Below are 14,160 nucleotides of genomic sequence, written 5' to 3'. Positions count from 1 at the left end.
GTCTGGCACAGCGCAGCTAGGCTGCCGCTGTTTTTGCAATTTTTCTACCCCCCATTTTCCCTATGAAATCCAAAGCCGCTGTCGCCTTCAAAGCTGGAGAACCCCTGCAAATCGTTGAAATTGACGTCGCACCGCCACAAAAGGGCGAGGTGTTGGTCAAAATTACCCATACCGGCGTCTGCCACACCGATGCCTTTACCCTGTCAGGCGAAGACCCGGAAGGCATCTTTCCCGCCGTGCTAGGCCATGAGGGCGCGGGCATCGTGGTCGAAGTCGGCGAAGGCGTGACCAGCGTCAAGCCCGGCGACCATGTGATTCCGCTCTACACCGCCGAATGCGGCGAGTGCCTGTTCTGCAAATCGGGCAAAACCAATCTGTGCGTGGCGGTGCGTGCCACCCAAGGCAAGGGTGTAATGCCCGATGGCACCACGCGCTTCTCGTACAACGGCCAGCCGATTTACCACTACATGGGCTGCTCTACCTTTAGCGAGTACACCGTGGTGGCCGAAGTCTCGCTGGCCAAAATCAACCCAGAGGCCAATCCTGAGCAGGTGTGCCTGCTGGGCTGTGGCGTGACTACCGGCTTGGGCGCGGTAAAAAACACCGCCAAAGTGCAAGAAGGTGATACGGTGGCGGTGTTTGGCTTGGGTGGCATTGGCTTGGCAGTGATTCAAGGGGCCAAGCTGGCCAAAGCTGGGCGCATCATTGCGATTGATACCAACCCGGCCAAGTTTGACTTGGCCAAGGTGTTTGGGGCCACGGATTTTGTCAATCCGAAAGATTTTGACAAACCCATCCAGCAAGTGATTGTTGAGATGACCGGCTGGGGTGTGGACCACAGCTTTGAGTGTATTGGCAATGTCGATGTGATGCGCGCAGCGCTGGAGTGCGCGCACCGGGGTTGGGGCCAAAGCGTGATTATTGGGGTGGCTGGGGCTGGCAAAGAAATCTCTACCCGCCCGTTCCAACTGGTGACGGGGCGCAAGTGGCTAGGTTCGGCGTTTGGTGGCGTAAAAGGCCGCAGCGAGCTGCCCGGCATGGTGGAAGATGCCATGAGCGGCAAAATCCAACTGGCTCCGTTTGTCACGCACACCATGCCCCTGACGGAAATCAACACCGCCTTCGATTTGATGCACGAGGGCAAGTCAATTCGCAGCGTGGTGGTGTATTAATCAACGTGGCCAGATAGGTTAATCTACCGTTAAGGCAACGCCACAACAATCGCTGCCTATGCCCCAGACACTGATTCGCTGGCTGCCTTTTGGGGTCAGCTCGCACACCCCTTCCCGTCCCTTAGATATTGCCAGTGCAGAAGGGGGTGCGGCACCTTTAGCCAGACACCCTGCATGGCCTATTTTGCTGATCAGTGTGTGGCTGGCCACGGTGTGCAACGCTGCACTGTGGCGCGCACTCACGGCTTTACCCAATGGGACAGACCTGCATAGCTGGGGGTTTGTGCTGGCCTTTGCCGTGATTGTGGCCGCTGGGAATGTGGCGGTATTAAGCCTTTTGGCGTGGGGCCGCGCTACCAAGTGGGTACTTGGCAGTTTTGTGCTGATGGCGGCCTTTGGCAGTTACTTTATGCTCAACTATGGCATCGTGATTGATGCCAGCATGTTGACCAATGTGCTGCAAACCGATGTGCGCGAGGCTGGGGATTTGCTCAATGGGCGTTTAGTGGTCACGGTGTTGGTGTTGGCTGCACCGCCGCTGTGGTGGCTGTGGCACCAGCAAGTGCGCCCGTTGGGGCTGGTGCGCCATCTGGCACACAATGCAGCTTTGCTGGCTGCGGCGTTGTTGGTGTTGGTAGCTGCCCTGCTGCTGGTGTTTCAGGATTTTGCTTCTACCATGCGTAACCATACCCAGTTGCGCTATTTGATTAACCCGCTCAACAGCGTCTATGCCGTGGCGCATATGGCAACCAAGCCTTTGCGTATGGATACCAGCACTTTGCTACCCTTGGGGCGCGATGCCCAATTGGGTGCCAGCTATACCCAGCAAAGCAAAGTGCCCTTGCTGGTGCTGGTGCTGGGCGAGACCGCACGCAGTGCCAATTTTGGCCTGAATGGCTATGCACGCAACACCACGCCATTGCTATCAGCGCGCACCGATTTGGTCAGTGCGCGCAATGCTTGGGCTTGCGGCACCAGCACAGCGGCATCGTTGCCGTGCATGTTTTCGCATTTGGGCCGCGATGGGTTTGAAGGGCGCAAAAACAACTTTGAAAGCCTGTTGGATGTATTGCAGCACGCGGGACTGGCGGTGCTGTGGGTGGACAACCAATCTGGCTGCAAAGGGGTATGCGACCGCGTAGCCCAAGCCAGCACCAGCCGTGACACCGACCCCGCCCTGTGCCCAGAGGGCGAGTGCCCCGACACTATCATGCTAAAAGACTTGGAGCAGCGCATTGCCGCTTTGCCCGCCGAGCAACGCGCCCGTGGCACCGTGGTAGTGCTGCACCAAATGGGCAGCCACGGCCCCGCTTATTTCAAGCGCTCGGCCAAGTCTCAAAAGGCATTTACCCCTGAATGCACCTCGAATACACTGCAAGAATGCGGGCAGGCCCAAGTGGTGAATGCCTACGACAACAGTATTGTGGCCACCGATGCTTTTCTGAATGCCACCATTGAATGGTTGCAAGCACGCGCAGACCAAGCCCATACAGCGATGCTCTATGTGTCCGACCACGGCGAATCTTTGGGCGAGGGCAACCTGTACCTGCACGGCCTGCCTTACGCTATTGCACCCGATGTGCAAAAGCAGGTGCCTTGGATTACCTGGCTATCGTCGGCCATGCAGGCGCGCCACCAGCTGAACCTTGGCTGCTTGCAAAAAGAATTGGCCGAGCAGCGCATCAGCCATGATGCTTATTTTCATTCGGTGCTGGGCCTGATGGATGTGCAAACTACGGCATACCAAGCTACGCAAGACATTTATGCGCCCTGCCGTAGCGTGCAAACGGCCCAAACCAATCGCTAAGGGGCAATGCCTGCGGGGCTATTCATTGTCCGTGCAGCACAGTGCGAGATTCGCAATGGGCTACATTGCGCCCCTTGTCTGTCTTGCACTTTGTGAGGATGCTATGGGTTCAAAGCCGCCGCTAATTTTGTCTTCTTTAGACTTGGAACGTATCGAAGCCCTGCTGGCGGGCATTCCGTCGAGTGCGCTGGCGGGCAAGGCCGAGTTGCAAGCCGAGTTAGACCGGGCAGATGTTTTATCGCCAGAAGAAATGCCGCCCAATGTGGTCACCATGAATTCAACGGTGCAGTTTACGATGCTAGAAACGGGCAAGGAACTGCGCCTAACGTTGGTTTATCCACGCGATATGGACGGCAGTGCCGACAAGGTGTCTATTTTGGCCCCGGTGGGCAGTGCGCTGCTGGGTTTGTCGGTGGGCGATGAGCTGGCTTGGCCCGGCCCAGCGGGCAAAGCCATGACGGTGCGCGTGACCGATATTTTGTACCAGCCTGAACGTGCAGGTGAGCTGCACCGCTGATGGGCTGGGATGCGACTGGCCGAGCGGATTTATAAAACCACCACTTCATCGCTGAAGTTATCTGCCACCCGCGTACCAGCGCACAGCACCGAATAAACCGAGCAATCCAAATGGGCCTTTTGCACGGCAAGAGTAGCGGCAAAATCGGCTGAGAGCTGGCAATCGCCATCACTCAGCATCAGCACATCGGCTTTTTGGTAGCTTTTTTGCTCCGCAATGAGAGCCAACGCGCGGTGCAACGGGGTCTCAAAATCGGTGCCACCGCCATAGCCTTGTTGCAGAAACTGGAGCAGCCCCACAGCATCGTTGCGCTGCTCCATTGAAAACTCGCGCACCTCGCCCGAAGCCCCAAACAGCAGCACATGCAGCGAGCGATTTTCTTGCTGCAAGATATTGGCAATGGCCAGCAACAGCGCCTTGGCTTTGAGCAGGGGCGCGCCCTGCATACTGCCTGAAGTATCCAAACAGGCTACCACTGGGCCGGTACGTTGCTGCTGGCGTTCTATCTCTTCGCCGTTGCGGAATGTCACCCCTTGCAACTCGTAGGACAGCAGGTTTTTTTCCAGCAGTCGGGCGTAGAACACGGTTTCCAGCGTTTCATCTTCCAGATTAAGCAGTTCACTGGGCAAGACGCGCATCAAATCGTCGCTGCGGTGCGTGCCGTGGACTTCACTGCGGCTGGCTTGCGGTACTCGGGTCTGTTTTTTGCGCTCCTCGGAAATATAGTTGCGCCCCATTTTGCGTGCCAGTTCTTGGATGCGGGGATTGCCCTGCAACTGCAGCGCCAACGCCGAAAAATCCTCACCCATTGCCTTGAGTTCGGCATAAGAAAAGCGTGCGCCGGGGCAGGCGGCCAAAAAACCTTTGACCTCTTCGTATTTTTGCGAAATGTCACTCAAGGTTTGGCGGAATTGCCCCAGTTTCTGGCGAATGGGGGCCGGAATGTTCTCGTCGGCAATCTCGGCTTCGTAAGTTTGGGTGGCGGCAAGTTGAGCGCGGATGTCGGCGATGCTGTCGGCATCCAAGTCCAGCTGGCAGAAATGGTCGGCATGGGCTTGCCAATCGGGTTCGGGCGGGGGTTCTTCGCGGGGTGCGGCGGCATCCTCGTTCTGCCAATCCCACAGCCGCCATTTGGTGGCCCCGAGTTTGTCACGGGCAGCCGCTTTCAACGCCGTGATGGTAGGCTCAAAGGTGCCATCAGGCAGCATGGCCAGGGCACGATCGAGCAGTGACAGCTCTACATCGTTGCCCGCATAGTTAACGCAGCGGGTAGAAAACTGGTGGCAGTTTTTAATCACCAACCCATAAAAAGCGCGTTCGCCCACATGGCGGGCCGCGCCGTGTGCCACCGCAGAATGGCCGACTGCCCCTTGGCTATTGCAAGAGACGTAAATTTTGCGCCCCATGCTGCTTTTGGAAGTAAAACTTTCCGGGCCACAGGCTTGCACGGTGCTTTCGGCCAGCCCATCGACCACGATGTTGGAGATTTGGCCGTCGCCGAGGTAAATGCCAGAGTGCTCTACCGCCAGCCACAGGTCGCAATACAGCACGCTGCCAGGCATCGGGCGCACCTTGTCGCGGAACACGCTGTCGATAAAGTATTTGAGCGGCTTGATGCCGAGGGCGGCGGTGAGCCGCCCCCAGCCGCCCAGCAGCGGCCCGAGAAAAGGAAGCATAGCAGGCCGCCTTTAGAGCCAGAAGTTGGCACACACTTGTTCGGAGAGCTTGATCTTGTCTCTCATTTCCTTTATGTGCTTAGTCGCTATCTTCGCGATTACAGAACCTTCTGAGACCTTGTCACCTAGTGCGACTGTCAGTTCCTTCAGCATACCCGCATGGCTGGAGGGAATCTCTAGGGCGGCTTTGTCGCATTCGATAGTGATCAGGCTTTGCCCGACTTGGATGGTATCGCCCGGCCTGACCAGCAACTCGATCACGGTCACATCATTGAAGCCACCGATATCTGGAGCTTGGATTTGGATAACACCATCTCCAAAGAAAATTTTCTCGGGTAATAAAACATTCAGGATCAAATCTCTAACCTTGGGTGCATTGTCCGGGTGGTTCCACAGGCAATCTTTGAGCAGCAACAGATCGGACAAATCCACCGCGTCACGCCCATTGGTGGCCGCCGAGACACACAGCAAGCCTACGGCCTTTTTCAGGCGGCGGTCGGACAGGTTCTCGCGCCGGTCTTCTTTGAACAGCTGCTTGTGCCCGGCCCAAATGCGTTGCAGGGCCGTGATGATTTCCGGTGGCAAGTTCACGTTGGCGGCGGCTTGGCGCACCGCCTCCATATCGGCCCCGGTGAGTGGTTCCAGCGCTGGCGCTGGCCCCGGTTTACGCAGCAACTGTGGCAGCCCGTCTTCACTGACGTAATCGACAAAGCTGCGTAGCAAAAATCGGTCGTAGAGGGCCTCCAGCTCTTCTTGTCCGGTGGGCAGTTCGTTGGAAGCGGCGATCAGCGCCTGCAACGGTACCGGCTGGGCTTCGGTGCCGTTGTGGTAGATGCGCTCGTTCAAAATGGTCAGCAGCGCATTCAAAATCGAGGAGCTGGCCTTGAAAATCTCATCCAGAAATGCCAAGCGTACCGAGGGCAAATAACCCGCCGTGTTGCGCCGGAAGCGGTCGGCCTTGAGTTCGCTGATGGACAGTGGCCCGAAGATTTCTTCCGGGGTCGAAAACTTGGTGAGCAGGTATTCAAAATAGCCCGCTGTTGCGTCGCTGTGGTGCAGACTCTCGGCCATGCGCCGCGCAATCAGGCTCTTGGCAGTGCCCGGTGGCCCAACCAGCAGCAGGTTTTCCCCGGCCAGCACGGTCAGCAAAGCTGCCTTAATGGCGGGTTCACGTTCTACCAAGCCGTGGTTGAGGGAGTCCAACAGGCGGATGAGTTTTTGCTTCAAAGGGTGGTTCATCGGTAAAACTTGGTTGAACAAACAAGGGGCATCGGGTGGCCGAGGTGAACAAAAGCTCAGGGGCGTGTAAGCCACTGCGGCAATTGCTCCCACAAGGCTGATGCGCCAGAGGCAGGGCGGGCTTCCAAATGTGTATGACCACAACGCGGACAGATTTTCGGGGGCAGGGCCATCAGGGCATCAGAGCTAGGCTGCCAATGCTGCTGCCAAGTGCATTGTGGACAACGGATGTGAAGCGGAGGTGGGCGAATAGGCATAGCGAAGGACTGGCTGGGGTGCTGAAGGGTATTTTGTGCCAAGTTAAACCGATTGCTGTGCCTGCACCCAAGCACTGATGGTGCGTTGGTCAGTCAGGGGGCGAATTTCTTGGTAGGCCATTTCGGCTTCGGGAAAGCGCCGACGCAACAAATTAAGCCATTGCTTGAGGCGGCCAGCGCGCTGGCGTGGCTCTAAATTGGTACACACCAATTGCCAAAAGTGGGCGATGTGGGGCAAAAGCTCGGGCCATTGCACCGGCGCAGGCAGGCTGTCTTGCCCACTGGCGAGGAGGGTATCGGCGGCGGCAGCATCGGCGGCCCGAATGGCCAGCGCCAGCCCCGGATTGGCCACCATGCCGCGCCCCAGCATCAGGGCATTGCAACCCGAGACGCTGCGGCAGCGCTGGGCATCTTGTACCGTCCAGATTTCACCGTTGGCCACTATGGGCACCGATACTGCGGCTTGAATCGCTGGAATTTGCTCCCAGTAGGCGGGAGGGCGGTAGCCGTCTTGCTTGGTGCGGGCATGAACCACAATCTCGCAGGCTCCGTTGTCGGCCATTGCTTGGGCGCATTCACGCGCCAAGCTGGCATCGTGGTAGCCCAAGCGCATTTTGGCCGACACAGGCAGATGTGCTGGTACAGCGCGGCGTACCGCAGCCACCAGCCGGGCGATGTGTTCGGGGTTTTGCAGCAGGGCCGCACCGCCCCCGTGCCGGTTGACCACCTTGGCCGGGCAACCAAAATTCAAATCAATGCCTTCGGGGTTCAGGGCGGCCAGACGCGCGGCATTTTCTGCCATGCACACCGGGTCGGAGCCGAGCAATTGCGCCCGCACGGGCACGCCAGCCAGGGTGCGGCTGCCATTTTGCAATTCGGGCAGATAGCGCAAAAATACCTTATCGGGCAACAAAGTATCGCTGATGCGGATAAATTCCGAGACACAGCGGTCCACACCACCCACGCGGGTCAGCACATCGCGCAGCACAAAATCAAGCAAGCCCTCCATCGGGGCCAAGAGCAGGGGCATACGGGCTGGGGCTGGGGGCTTCATCGAAATGTCATGGTTGGGCGATTTAATAGCGGTTTTATCCACTGCTTGATTTTCATGCGATTGCAGAAAACTGAAAAAGCCCATCAGGAACTCTCTCCCGGTGTTCGCACCTTGAGCCTGCGTGAGCGTTCGTTGCTGCTGTTGGCCGATGGCAAACCGGTGTCGGCCTTGCAGGCCATGTACCACGGTATGGGCGCACAAATTGTCGAGAACCTGCTGCACCAAGGTTACCTGACGCGCACCAGCGCGGCCCATGCCCAGGCGGTGCAAGCGGCTGCACTGCGTAGCGAATTATCGCTGGCCGGGGCGCGCATGTACCTGTTTGATATTTGTGAGCGCATGTTTGCCCGCCGCCATCCTGAGTTGGCCCACCACCTGCGTACCGCTTTGCGTAATGCACGCGATGGCGATACCTTGCGCCATGTGGCCGAAGAACTGTTTGCCCAAGTAACCCACCATGCAGGCGATGAACGCGCCGCATCATTACGCACCCAAGTGTCTGCGGTGTGGGCCAGTCCAACGCCAGAAATGGCGTTGGAGACTTGTTAGGCCGTTGCGGCCACTGCCAAGCGCCACAGCGAAGTGACTTCGGCGGCCCGTGCGGCGTGCAGTGGGTCGCTGCTGTCTTGCACTTTGGGGTGCTGTGGGCGGATGTCGTGGCGCTCTAATACGCGCAAACCGGCTTCGGCTATCCAGCCCAATAGCTGCTCACGTGGGCGCAAACCCAGATGCTCGGCCAAGTCCGACAAAATCAGCCAGCCTTCGCCGCCGGGGCTTAAATGCGCTGCCAAGCCTGCCAAAAAGCCACGCAACATGCGGCTGCCTTCGTCATAGACGGCCTGCTCTAATGGCGAGTTGGCGCGCGCTGGCAACCACGGCGGATTGCACACAATCAACGGCGCTTGTCCTGCTGGGAACAAATCCGCCGGTTGCACCTGCACCTGTTGGCCGTAACCGAGTTGTTGCAGGTTGTCTTGGGCGCAGGCCAAGGCGCGTGGGGCGTTGTCGGTGGCGATGATGTGGCGTACCCCACGGCGCGCCAGCACCGCCGCCAGTACGCCGGTGCCGGTGCCAATGTCAAAGGCCAGTTCTTGCGCTGGCAAAGGTGCTTGGGCTACCAAGGTGATGTATTCGCCACGCACCGGCGAAAAAACGCCGTAATGCGGGTGGATGCGCGCACCATCGCCCAAGGCGGCAATTTCTACCCCTTTTTTACGCCATTCGTAAGCGCCGACCAAGCCGAGCAACTCGCGCAGGCTGACCACTTGCGGCTGGCCGGTAGCTGGCCCCCACGCTTGCGTACAGGCTTGAACCCAATCTGGCGCGCGGCGCAAAGCGATGCGGTAGTCGCCTTCTAGCTGAATGACGATGCTGGCCAAAGTGCGCGCACGCTGTGATTGGGCTTGTCGGTGCAAATGAAAAGCTTGCTCTGGCGTGGCCTGCGCCCGTTTGGCGGCAGCACGGGCAGCGGCTTTGGCCGGTTTGCGCTCTACGCGGCGCATCAGCGCTTGCAATAGCAGGCGGGCGTTCTGAAAATCACCGCGCCACAGCAAGGCAGTACCGGCGCAAGCATGGCGGTAGGCGGTATCAGCCGACAGGGTGTCGTCGGCCAAAATAACGCGCTTGGGCGCGGGTGCGCCACTCTCGGAACGCCAGTGCGCTGTACGCACCTCGCCCTGTTCGTTCCATTCAATCATGGGGATAGCTTTCTGTGGGTAAGAGAATTAGTTAAGTGAGCGCTTCAGGCGCACTTCTTCGATTTTGACACCACCCACCACGGCGGTTTTGGCGGTGGACATTTCGCGCTTAAAACCGGCCAGCTCGTGAAAGCGGATGGCGCGTTCATTGCGTAGTGGCACCCAAGCGGTGACGTTGGTGCAGCCTTCTTCTTGCAGCCCTTCGCGCGCGGCATCCCACAAGGCCAAGCCGATGCCTTGGTTCCAGTGGCTGGGGGCGGCGTAGATGGCCCAGATTTCACCCGTGGTGGGGCGCGATTTTTCATCGCGTGAGCGGTCGTAGCCGACAAAGCCGACGATTTTGTCGTCTTCTACCGCCACCTGAACTTGTGGCTCACAGTATTCGATGGCCTCGCGCCAGTAGGCTTGGCGCTTCTCTACCGACATGGTCTTGAGATGCTCATCAGGAATCAGGCCCTTGTAAACTGTTTGGGCCGATAGGGTATGGAGTTGGGCGATGGCTTTGGCATCGCGGAGCGTAGCGGGACGTACCTGAATGGACATGAAAAAACCGAACGAAAACAGGAAAAAATCAAAAGGAGCGGCATTGTCGCCGCAAATGGATTTTGCGCGGTAGCGTGTAGGCTTTAAGGCACTAGGTGTTGCCAGTAGCGCGCTGGGTTTTGGCGCTGGCAAGTCACGTTGTCGGGCTGTTCTGAAGACCAGTGTGCCGCCCCACACTGCACCGAGTTGACCAAGCGAATTTGGCGCTCTTGCAGGCGTTGCACCACTTCTGGGGCCGGGTGGCCAAAGCGGTTGCGGTAGCTGGTTTGCGCCCAGGCACTGCGCGGGCGCACGGCATCCAACAACGCCGCACCGGACGAGGTTTTGCTGCCGTGGTGCGGCAGCAATAGCACATCGGCACGCAATGGAGCGGCTTGTGCCAGCAAGCTTTGCTCTTGGGCAATTTCGATGTCGCCGGGCAACAGGGCGGCTACGCCATTGGGGGCCATGATTCGCAGCACGCAACTTTGGGCATTGGTGTTGCGCGTTTTGCCGGTGCTGGCGGGGGCATCTGACTCTGCTGGCTGGGGATGCAAGATAGAAAATTCCACGCCATCCCAGTGCCAGCGTTGACCCGCCATGCACGCACTGGCCGGGCGCAGGGCTTGCAGCTCGGGCAGCTCTGCCACAGAACCCAATAATTGTGCTTGGGGCTGGGCTTGCAATACGGCCACGGCCCCGCCAGTGTGGTCGCTATCTGGGTGGCTGAGCAACAGGGTATCGAGGCGCTCGCCCAAGGCACGCAACAAAGGCACCAGCACGCGGCTACCGGCATCGCTGCTGGCGCTGGTGCGCGGGCCAGCGTCATAGAGCAGGGTGCGGCTGGCGGTACGCACCAACACGGCAGTGCCTTGGCCGACATCGGCGGCCAACAGTTCAAACTGCCCTACCGCTGGGCGTGGGGGCTGCCAAAAAAACACCGGCAGCAACAAGGGCAAACCCAACAGGCGCACCGGCATGGGCAAACGCAAGGCCAACAAGGTGCCACCGGCCACCGCCGCGACGCCCGCCCACAGCGGCGCTATCGGTAGCCACCACGCCGCTCCCGGCACGGCGGCCCACCATTCCAGCCACAATACCATCCATTGCACGGCGGTGCCTGCCAATTGCCACAAAGGCCCCCACAGCACCCCCAAAAACGCCAAGGGCGTAACCACCAAGGTCACCCACGGAATCGCCAGCATATTGGCGGCAAAGCCCACCACCGACACCTGACCGAACATCAGCAATCCCAAGGGCGTTAAGGCCAGCGTGACGACCCATTGCTCGCGCAGCATGGAGACAAAGCGGCTCCACAGACTGGGGCGTTCTTGGGCGCTGCCGCCGGGGTCACTGGCAAACAAAATCCCTACGGCCACAAAACTGAGCCAAAACCCTGGCTGCCACAGCGCCCACGGGTCTGGCCAGACGACCGCCGCGCAGGTCAGTAACCACACTTGTGGCCAAGGCCAGCGCAAGCCCAACAGGCGCAACAAGGCCACGGCGCACAGCATAGAAATCGTGCGTTGTGCCGGAATGCCCCAGCCACTGAACAAAGCATAAGCTGCTGCCAATGCAGCACCACCCAGCAGCGCTGCCGAAGGTGCGGGCAACCACAGGCACAGGCGCACTGAGCGCCGCCACAGCACACCAATCAATGCGGCTGCCAACCAAGCAAACAGGGTAATGTGCAGCCCGGAGATGCTCATCAAGTGCGACACCCCCGTGGTGCGGAACAGGTCCCAATCGTTGCGCTCAATGGCGCGTTGGTCGCCCGTGACCAACGCTGCCACTACCCCAGCAACGCGCTGGCTGGCTGCATCAAACGGATTGGCGGCCAATTGCGCCATGATGGCATCGCGCACGCGCTGGCGGGCCTGCTCTACCGGGTGCTGGTAGGTGGCAGCCAAGCGTTGTGGTGGCTGGTCTTTTTTGCTGGTACGCACATCGCCCACCGCTTGCACGCCTTGCTCCCAAGCCCACAGTTCGTAGTCAAAGCCATGTGGGTTGCGTAGGCCGTGCGGCGCTTTGAGGCGCACTGTCATTTGCCAGCGCTCTCCGGGGCGCACCAGCACCGGCGTGCTGCTGTCTGCGGCATCGTTGCTATGTTGTGGCCGGTGGTACCAGCCTAAATCCAGCAACTCGGGCAGTGGTACGGGGCTGCCTTGGGGCAGCAGGGTGGCGGCTTCTACGCGCAGGCGCAGGCGCTGCCCACCCTCTAAGGGTTGGGGCATGGCAGTTACCATGCCAGTGATGCGGATGTCTTGGCCCTCTAACGCTGGCGACAAGGCACCCGCTGCAAAATGCTGCGCGCGTAACCCAGTGATGGCAAACAGCAGCAGCGTGGCCAGCAGCAACCATACAGCATGGGCGCGATAGCCCGCCAAGCGCTGGCGTTGGCTGGCCAACACCCCAGCCAAAGCACCCCCCAAGGCCAGCAAGCCCACACCCGCATACCACGCCAACGGCCACAACTGGGCTTGGCACACTTGCAGCGCCGCCCCCAGCAAGCCACCCACAACGATAGCGCTACCATGCCACAGACGAGGCTTTGAACAGGACATAGGCAGGCAGATGGTGTGTTAGGCCGGTAGCAATTGCAGCTATCATCATAGGGGCTTTTTAGTTTACAGGTGGCAAAAATAGGTACCGATACCATCCCCCGCCTTGGTCAGCGCCAGCACGGTTTTACGCTGCTAGAGCTGCTGGTAGTGATTAGCATCATTGCCGTGGCCACCGCTGGCACGGCTTTGGCATTGCGCGACAGCAGCAGCGGCACCCTAGAGCGCGAAGCCGAGCGCCTGGCCGCACTGCTAGAGGCCGGTCGGGCGCAGTCGCGCGCCAGTGGGGTGCCGGTGCGCTGGCACAGCGTAGCCGGTGGGTTTGAGTTTGTCGGCCTCCCCCCAGAGCGGCTGCCCACGCAATGGCTATCGGACAGCACCTCGGTGCGTGGCGATAGCCAGCTATTGCTGGGGCCTGAGCCTTTGATAGCCGCCCAAGGCATCACCTTGGTCAGCCGTGAGGCACCGGCCATCGCCTTGCGCGTGGCCACGGATGGTCTGCGCCCGTTCGCCGTGCAGCCTGTGCCATGAAGCTAACGCGCCAGCAAGCAGGTTTTACACTGGTCGAGGTGTTGGTGGCCTTGAGCATTGTGGCGATTGCCCTGATGGCTGGTTTGCAGGCCAGCGCCGCCCTGACGCGCCATGCCCAACGCCAATCGGATATTTTGTTGGCGCAACTGTGCGCTGAAAACATGCTGGTCAAAACCCGGCTAACGCGCCAAATGCCAGCCATTGGCGACACTACCGAAATTTGCGAACAGGCCGGGCAGCGCTTGACTGTGGCAGTGGCGGTGCGGCCTACGCCCAACCCCAGTTTTCGGCGCGTGGATGCCCAAGTGCTGATAGAAAATAGGCCCGTGCTGCGTTTAAGCACTATTGTGGGGCGGCGCTAAAACCGGTGTTGGGGGCCATTTTTGGTAAGTCACTGATGTTACGCAGCCGCCCGGAACTGCTGAAGCTGGGCGCAGGCGGTGCGAGATGATTGACCGAAGACAGCCGGGGCCGCTGGTATTTCAACGTCACAGTAGAACTTCCAGAATTCATTGGCCCCCGACTTCCGGTCCCAGCCGTGGGCATAAACCTCGGACTCAAAGACTGCGCCACGGCATCCAACGAACAAGCGTATTCAACCCAGACTTGCTCGTGCTGCGGGGTTATACCTGCCAGCAGTCCGAAAGGTAGGGCAGGACTTGGAATAAGAGCATGGACGTGCAGCGATTGCGGGGCGGCACACGACCGCGACGTGAATGCAGCACGGAACATTCTCACGGCTGGCCATCTTCATCTAGCAGCAGGAATCTCCGGGATTTAGCCCTTGCCTTTACCCAAATCTCACATAAGCTATTGATTTCATTGATTTGTGACTCTAGTTTATCACTGAAAAAGTCTATACAAATCAAATAGTTATAAAGATGTGGGTAAGGTTCTGGGGTTTAGCCTGGAGAGGATGTCAAGTTGAAAGATAGGGTGTCCAACCACTGTTTGCATGGCTTAATTATACGGGAATCCCGTACTTAATTGCACCGCGTCTCTAACGCTGAAATCAGCGGTGCCGAAAGCGTCCGCTGGATTGATTAGTTGGGCGGCAATGCGTCGATAGAGCGAAGGATTGCCCGTGCGATTGCCTCTCTTTTAAAAAGATCATCCGTTCTGTTTGG

The 14,160-nt window shown here is 59.1% G+C and carries 12 protein-coding genes and 2 pseudogenes; 7 read left to right on the top strand and 7 right to left on the bottom strand.

The window, feature by feature from the left end; translation table 11 throughout:
* Positions 1-62 precede the first annotated feature (62 nt).
* From PHX60_RS11675 to rnk, 3 genes are all read left to right on the top strand, one after another.
* Positions 63-1,172, top strand: coding sequence for an S-(hydroxymethyl)glutathione dehydrogenase/class III alcohol dehydrogenase (locus PHX60_RS11675; RefSeq protein ID WP_300077736.1), 1,110 nt, complete (start codon positions 63-65; stop codon positions 1,170-1,172).
* 58 nt (positions 1,173-1,230) lie between these two features.
* Complete coding sequence (locus tag PHX60_RS11670; protein ID WP_300077733.1) at positions 1,231-2,979, top strand: phosphoethanolamine--lipid A transferase; 1,749 nt, start codon at positions 1,231-1,233, stop codon at positions 2,977-2,979.
* Between the two features lie 103 nt (positions 2,980-3,082).
* Positions 3,083-3,496 (top strand): nucleoside diphosphate kinase regulator, encoded by a 414-nt coding sequence (rnk, locus tag PHX60_RS11665; protein WP_300077730.1) that lies wholly within the window; start codon positions 3,083-3,085, stop codon positions 3,494-3,496.
* Between the two features lie 29 nt (positions 3,497-3,525).
* On the opposite strand, the gene PHX60_RS11660 is transcribed toward rnk, so the two are convergent.
* The 4 genes and pseudogenes from PHX60_RS11660 to PHX60_RS11645 form a co-directional block, all read right to left on the bottom strand.
* Positions 3,526-5,172, bottom strand: a complete 1,647-nt coding sequence (locus PHX60_RS11660) for a VWA domain-containing protein (RefSeq protein ID WP_300077727.1) — start codon at positions 5,170-5,172, stop codon at positions 3,526-3,528.
* A 96-nt stretch (positions 5,173-5,268) separates the two neighbouring features.
* Positions 5,269-5,499: pseudogene (locus PHX60_RS11655) on the bottom strand (biotin/lipoyl-containing protein); the annotation flags it as partial.
* A gap of 36 nt (positions 5,500-5,535) precedes the next feature.
* Positions 5,536-6,411 (bottom strand): annotated as a pseudogene (locus PHX60_RS11650) (AAA family ATPase); the annotation flags it as partial.
* 300 nt (positions 6,412-6,711) lie between these two features.
* The gene (locus PHX60_RS11645) at positions 6,712-7,698 is read right to left on the bottom strand and encodes a tRNA-dihydrouridine synthase (RefSeq protein WP_300077882.1); all 987 of its coding nucleotides are present in this window, start codon (positions 7,696-7,698) and stop codon (positions 6,712-6,714) included.
* Positions 7,699-7,833: 135 nt separating this feature from the next.
* Between PHX60_RS11645 and PHX60_RS11640 the strand changes: the two genes are divergently transcribed.
* Positions 7,834-8,271, top strand: coding sequence for a hypothetical protein (locus PHX60_RS11640; protein ID WP_366144384.1), 438 nt, complete (start codon positions 7,834-7,836; stop codon positions 8,269-8,271).
* Here PHX60_RS11640 and PHX60_RS11635 read toward each other — a convergent pair.
* From PHX60_RS11635 to PHX60_RS11625, 3 genes are all read right to left on the bottom strand, one after another.
* A complete protein-coding gene (locus tag PHX60_RS11635) occupies positions 8,268-9,419 on the bottom strand; it encodes a class I SAM-dependent methyltransferase (RefSeq protein ID WP_300077721.1) in 1,152 nt (383 codons plus the stop codon). The two genes, PHX60_RS11640 and PHX60_RS11635, sit on opposite strands and share 4 nt — an antisense overlap.
* Before the next feature lie 27 nt (positions 9,420-9,446).
* Positions 9,447-9,962 (bottom strand): GNAT family N-acetyltransferase, encoded by a 516-nt coding sequence (locus tag PHX60_RS11630; RefSeq protein WP_300077718.1) that lies wholly within the window; start codon positions 9,960-9,962, stop codon positions 9,447-9,449.
* 83 nt (positions 9,963-10,045) lie between these two features.
* Positions 10,046-12,505 (bottom strand): DNA internalization-related competence protein ComEC/Rec2, encoded by a 2,460-nt coding sequence (locus PHX60_RS11625; RefSeq protein ID WP_300077715.1) that lies wholly within the window; start codon positions 12,503-12,505, stop codon positions 10,046-10,048.
* A 69-nt stretch (positions 12,506-12,574) separates the two neighbouring features.
* Here PHX60_RS11625 and PHX60_RS11620 point away from each other — a divergent pair, with 69 nt between their 5' ends.
* From PHX60_RS11620 to PHX60_RS11610, 3 genes are all read left to right on the top strand, one after another.
* Positions 12,575-13,033, top strand: coding sequence for a prepilin-type N-terminal cleavage/methylation domain-containing protein (locus tag PHX60_RS11620; RefSeq protein ID WP_300077712.1), 459 nt, complete (start codon positions 12,575-12,577; stop codon positions 13,031-13,033).
* Positions 13,030-13,395 (top strand): type II secretion system minor pseudopilin GspI, encoded by a 366-nt coding sequence (gene gspI / locus PHX60_RS11615; protein WP_300077709.1) that lies wholly within the window; start codon positions 13,030-13,032, stop codon positions 13,393-13,395. Before PHX60_RS11620 ends, gspI begins: the two co-directional genes overlap by 4 nt.
* Before the next feature lie 176 nt (positions 13,396-13,571).
* Positions 13,572-13,814, top strand: coding sequence for a zinc ribbon domain-containing protein (locus PHX60_RS11610; RefSeq protein ID WP_300077879.1), 243 nt, complete (start codon positions 13,572-13,574; stop codon positions 13,812-13,814).
* Positions 13,815-14,160: the final 346 nt, after the last annotated feature.

Source organism: Giesbergeria sp. (assembly GCF_028686475.1).
Classification (GTDB): Bacteria; Pseudomonadota; Gammaproteobacteria; order Burkholderiales; family Burkholderiaceae_C; genus Simplicispira.
Note: the sequence above shows the minus strand (reverse complement) of the source record. Positions and strands in the feature narration are given on the sequence as shown.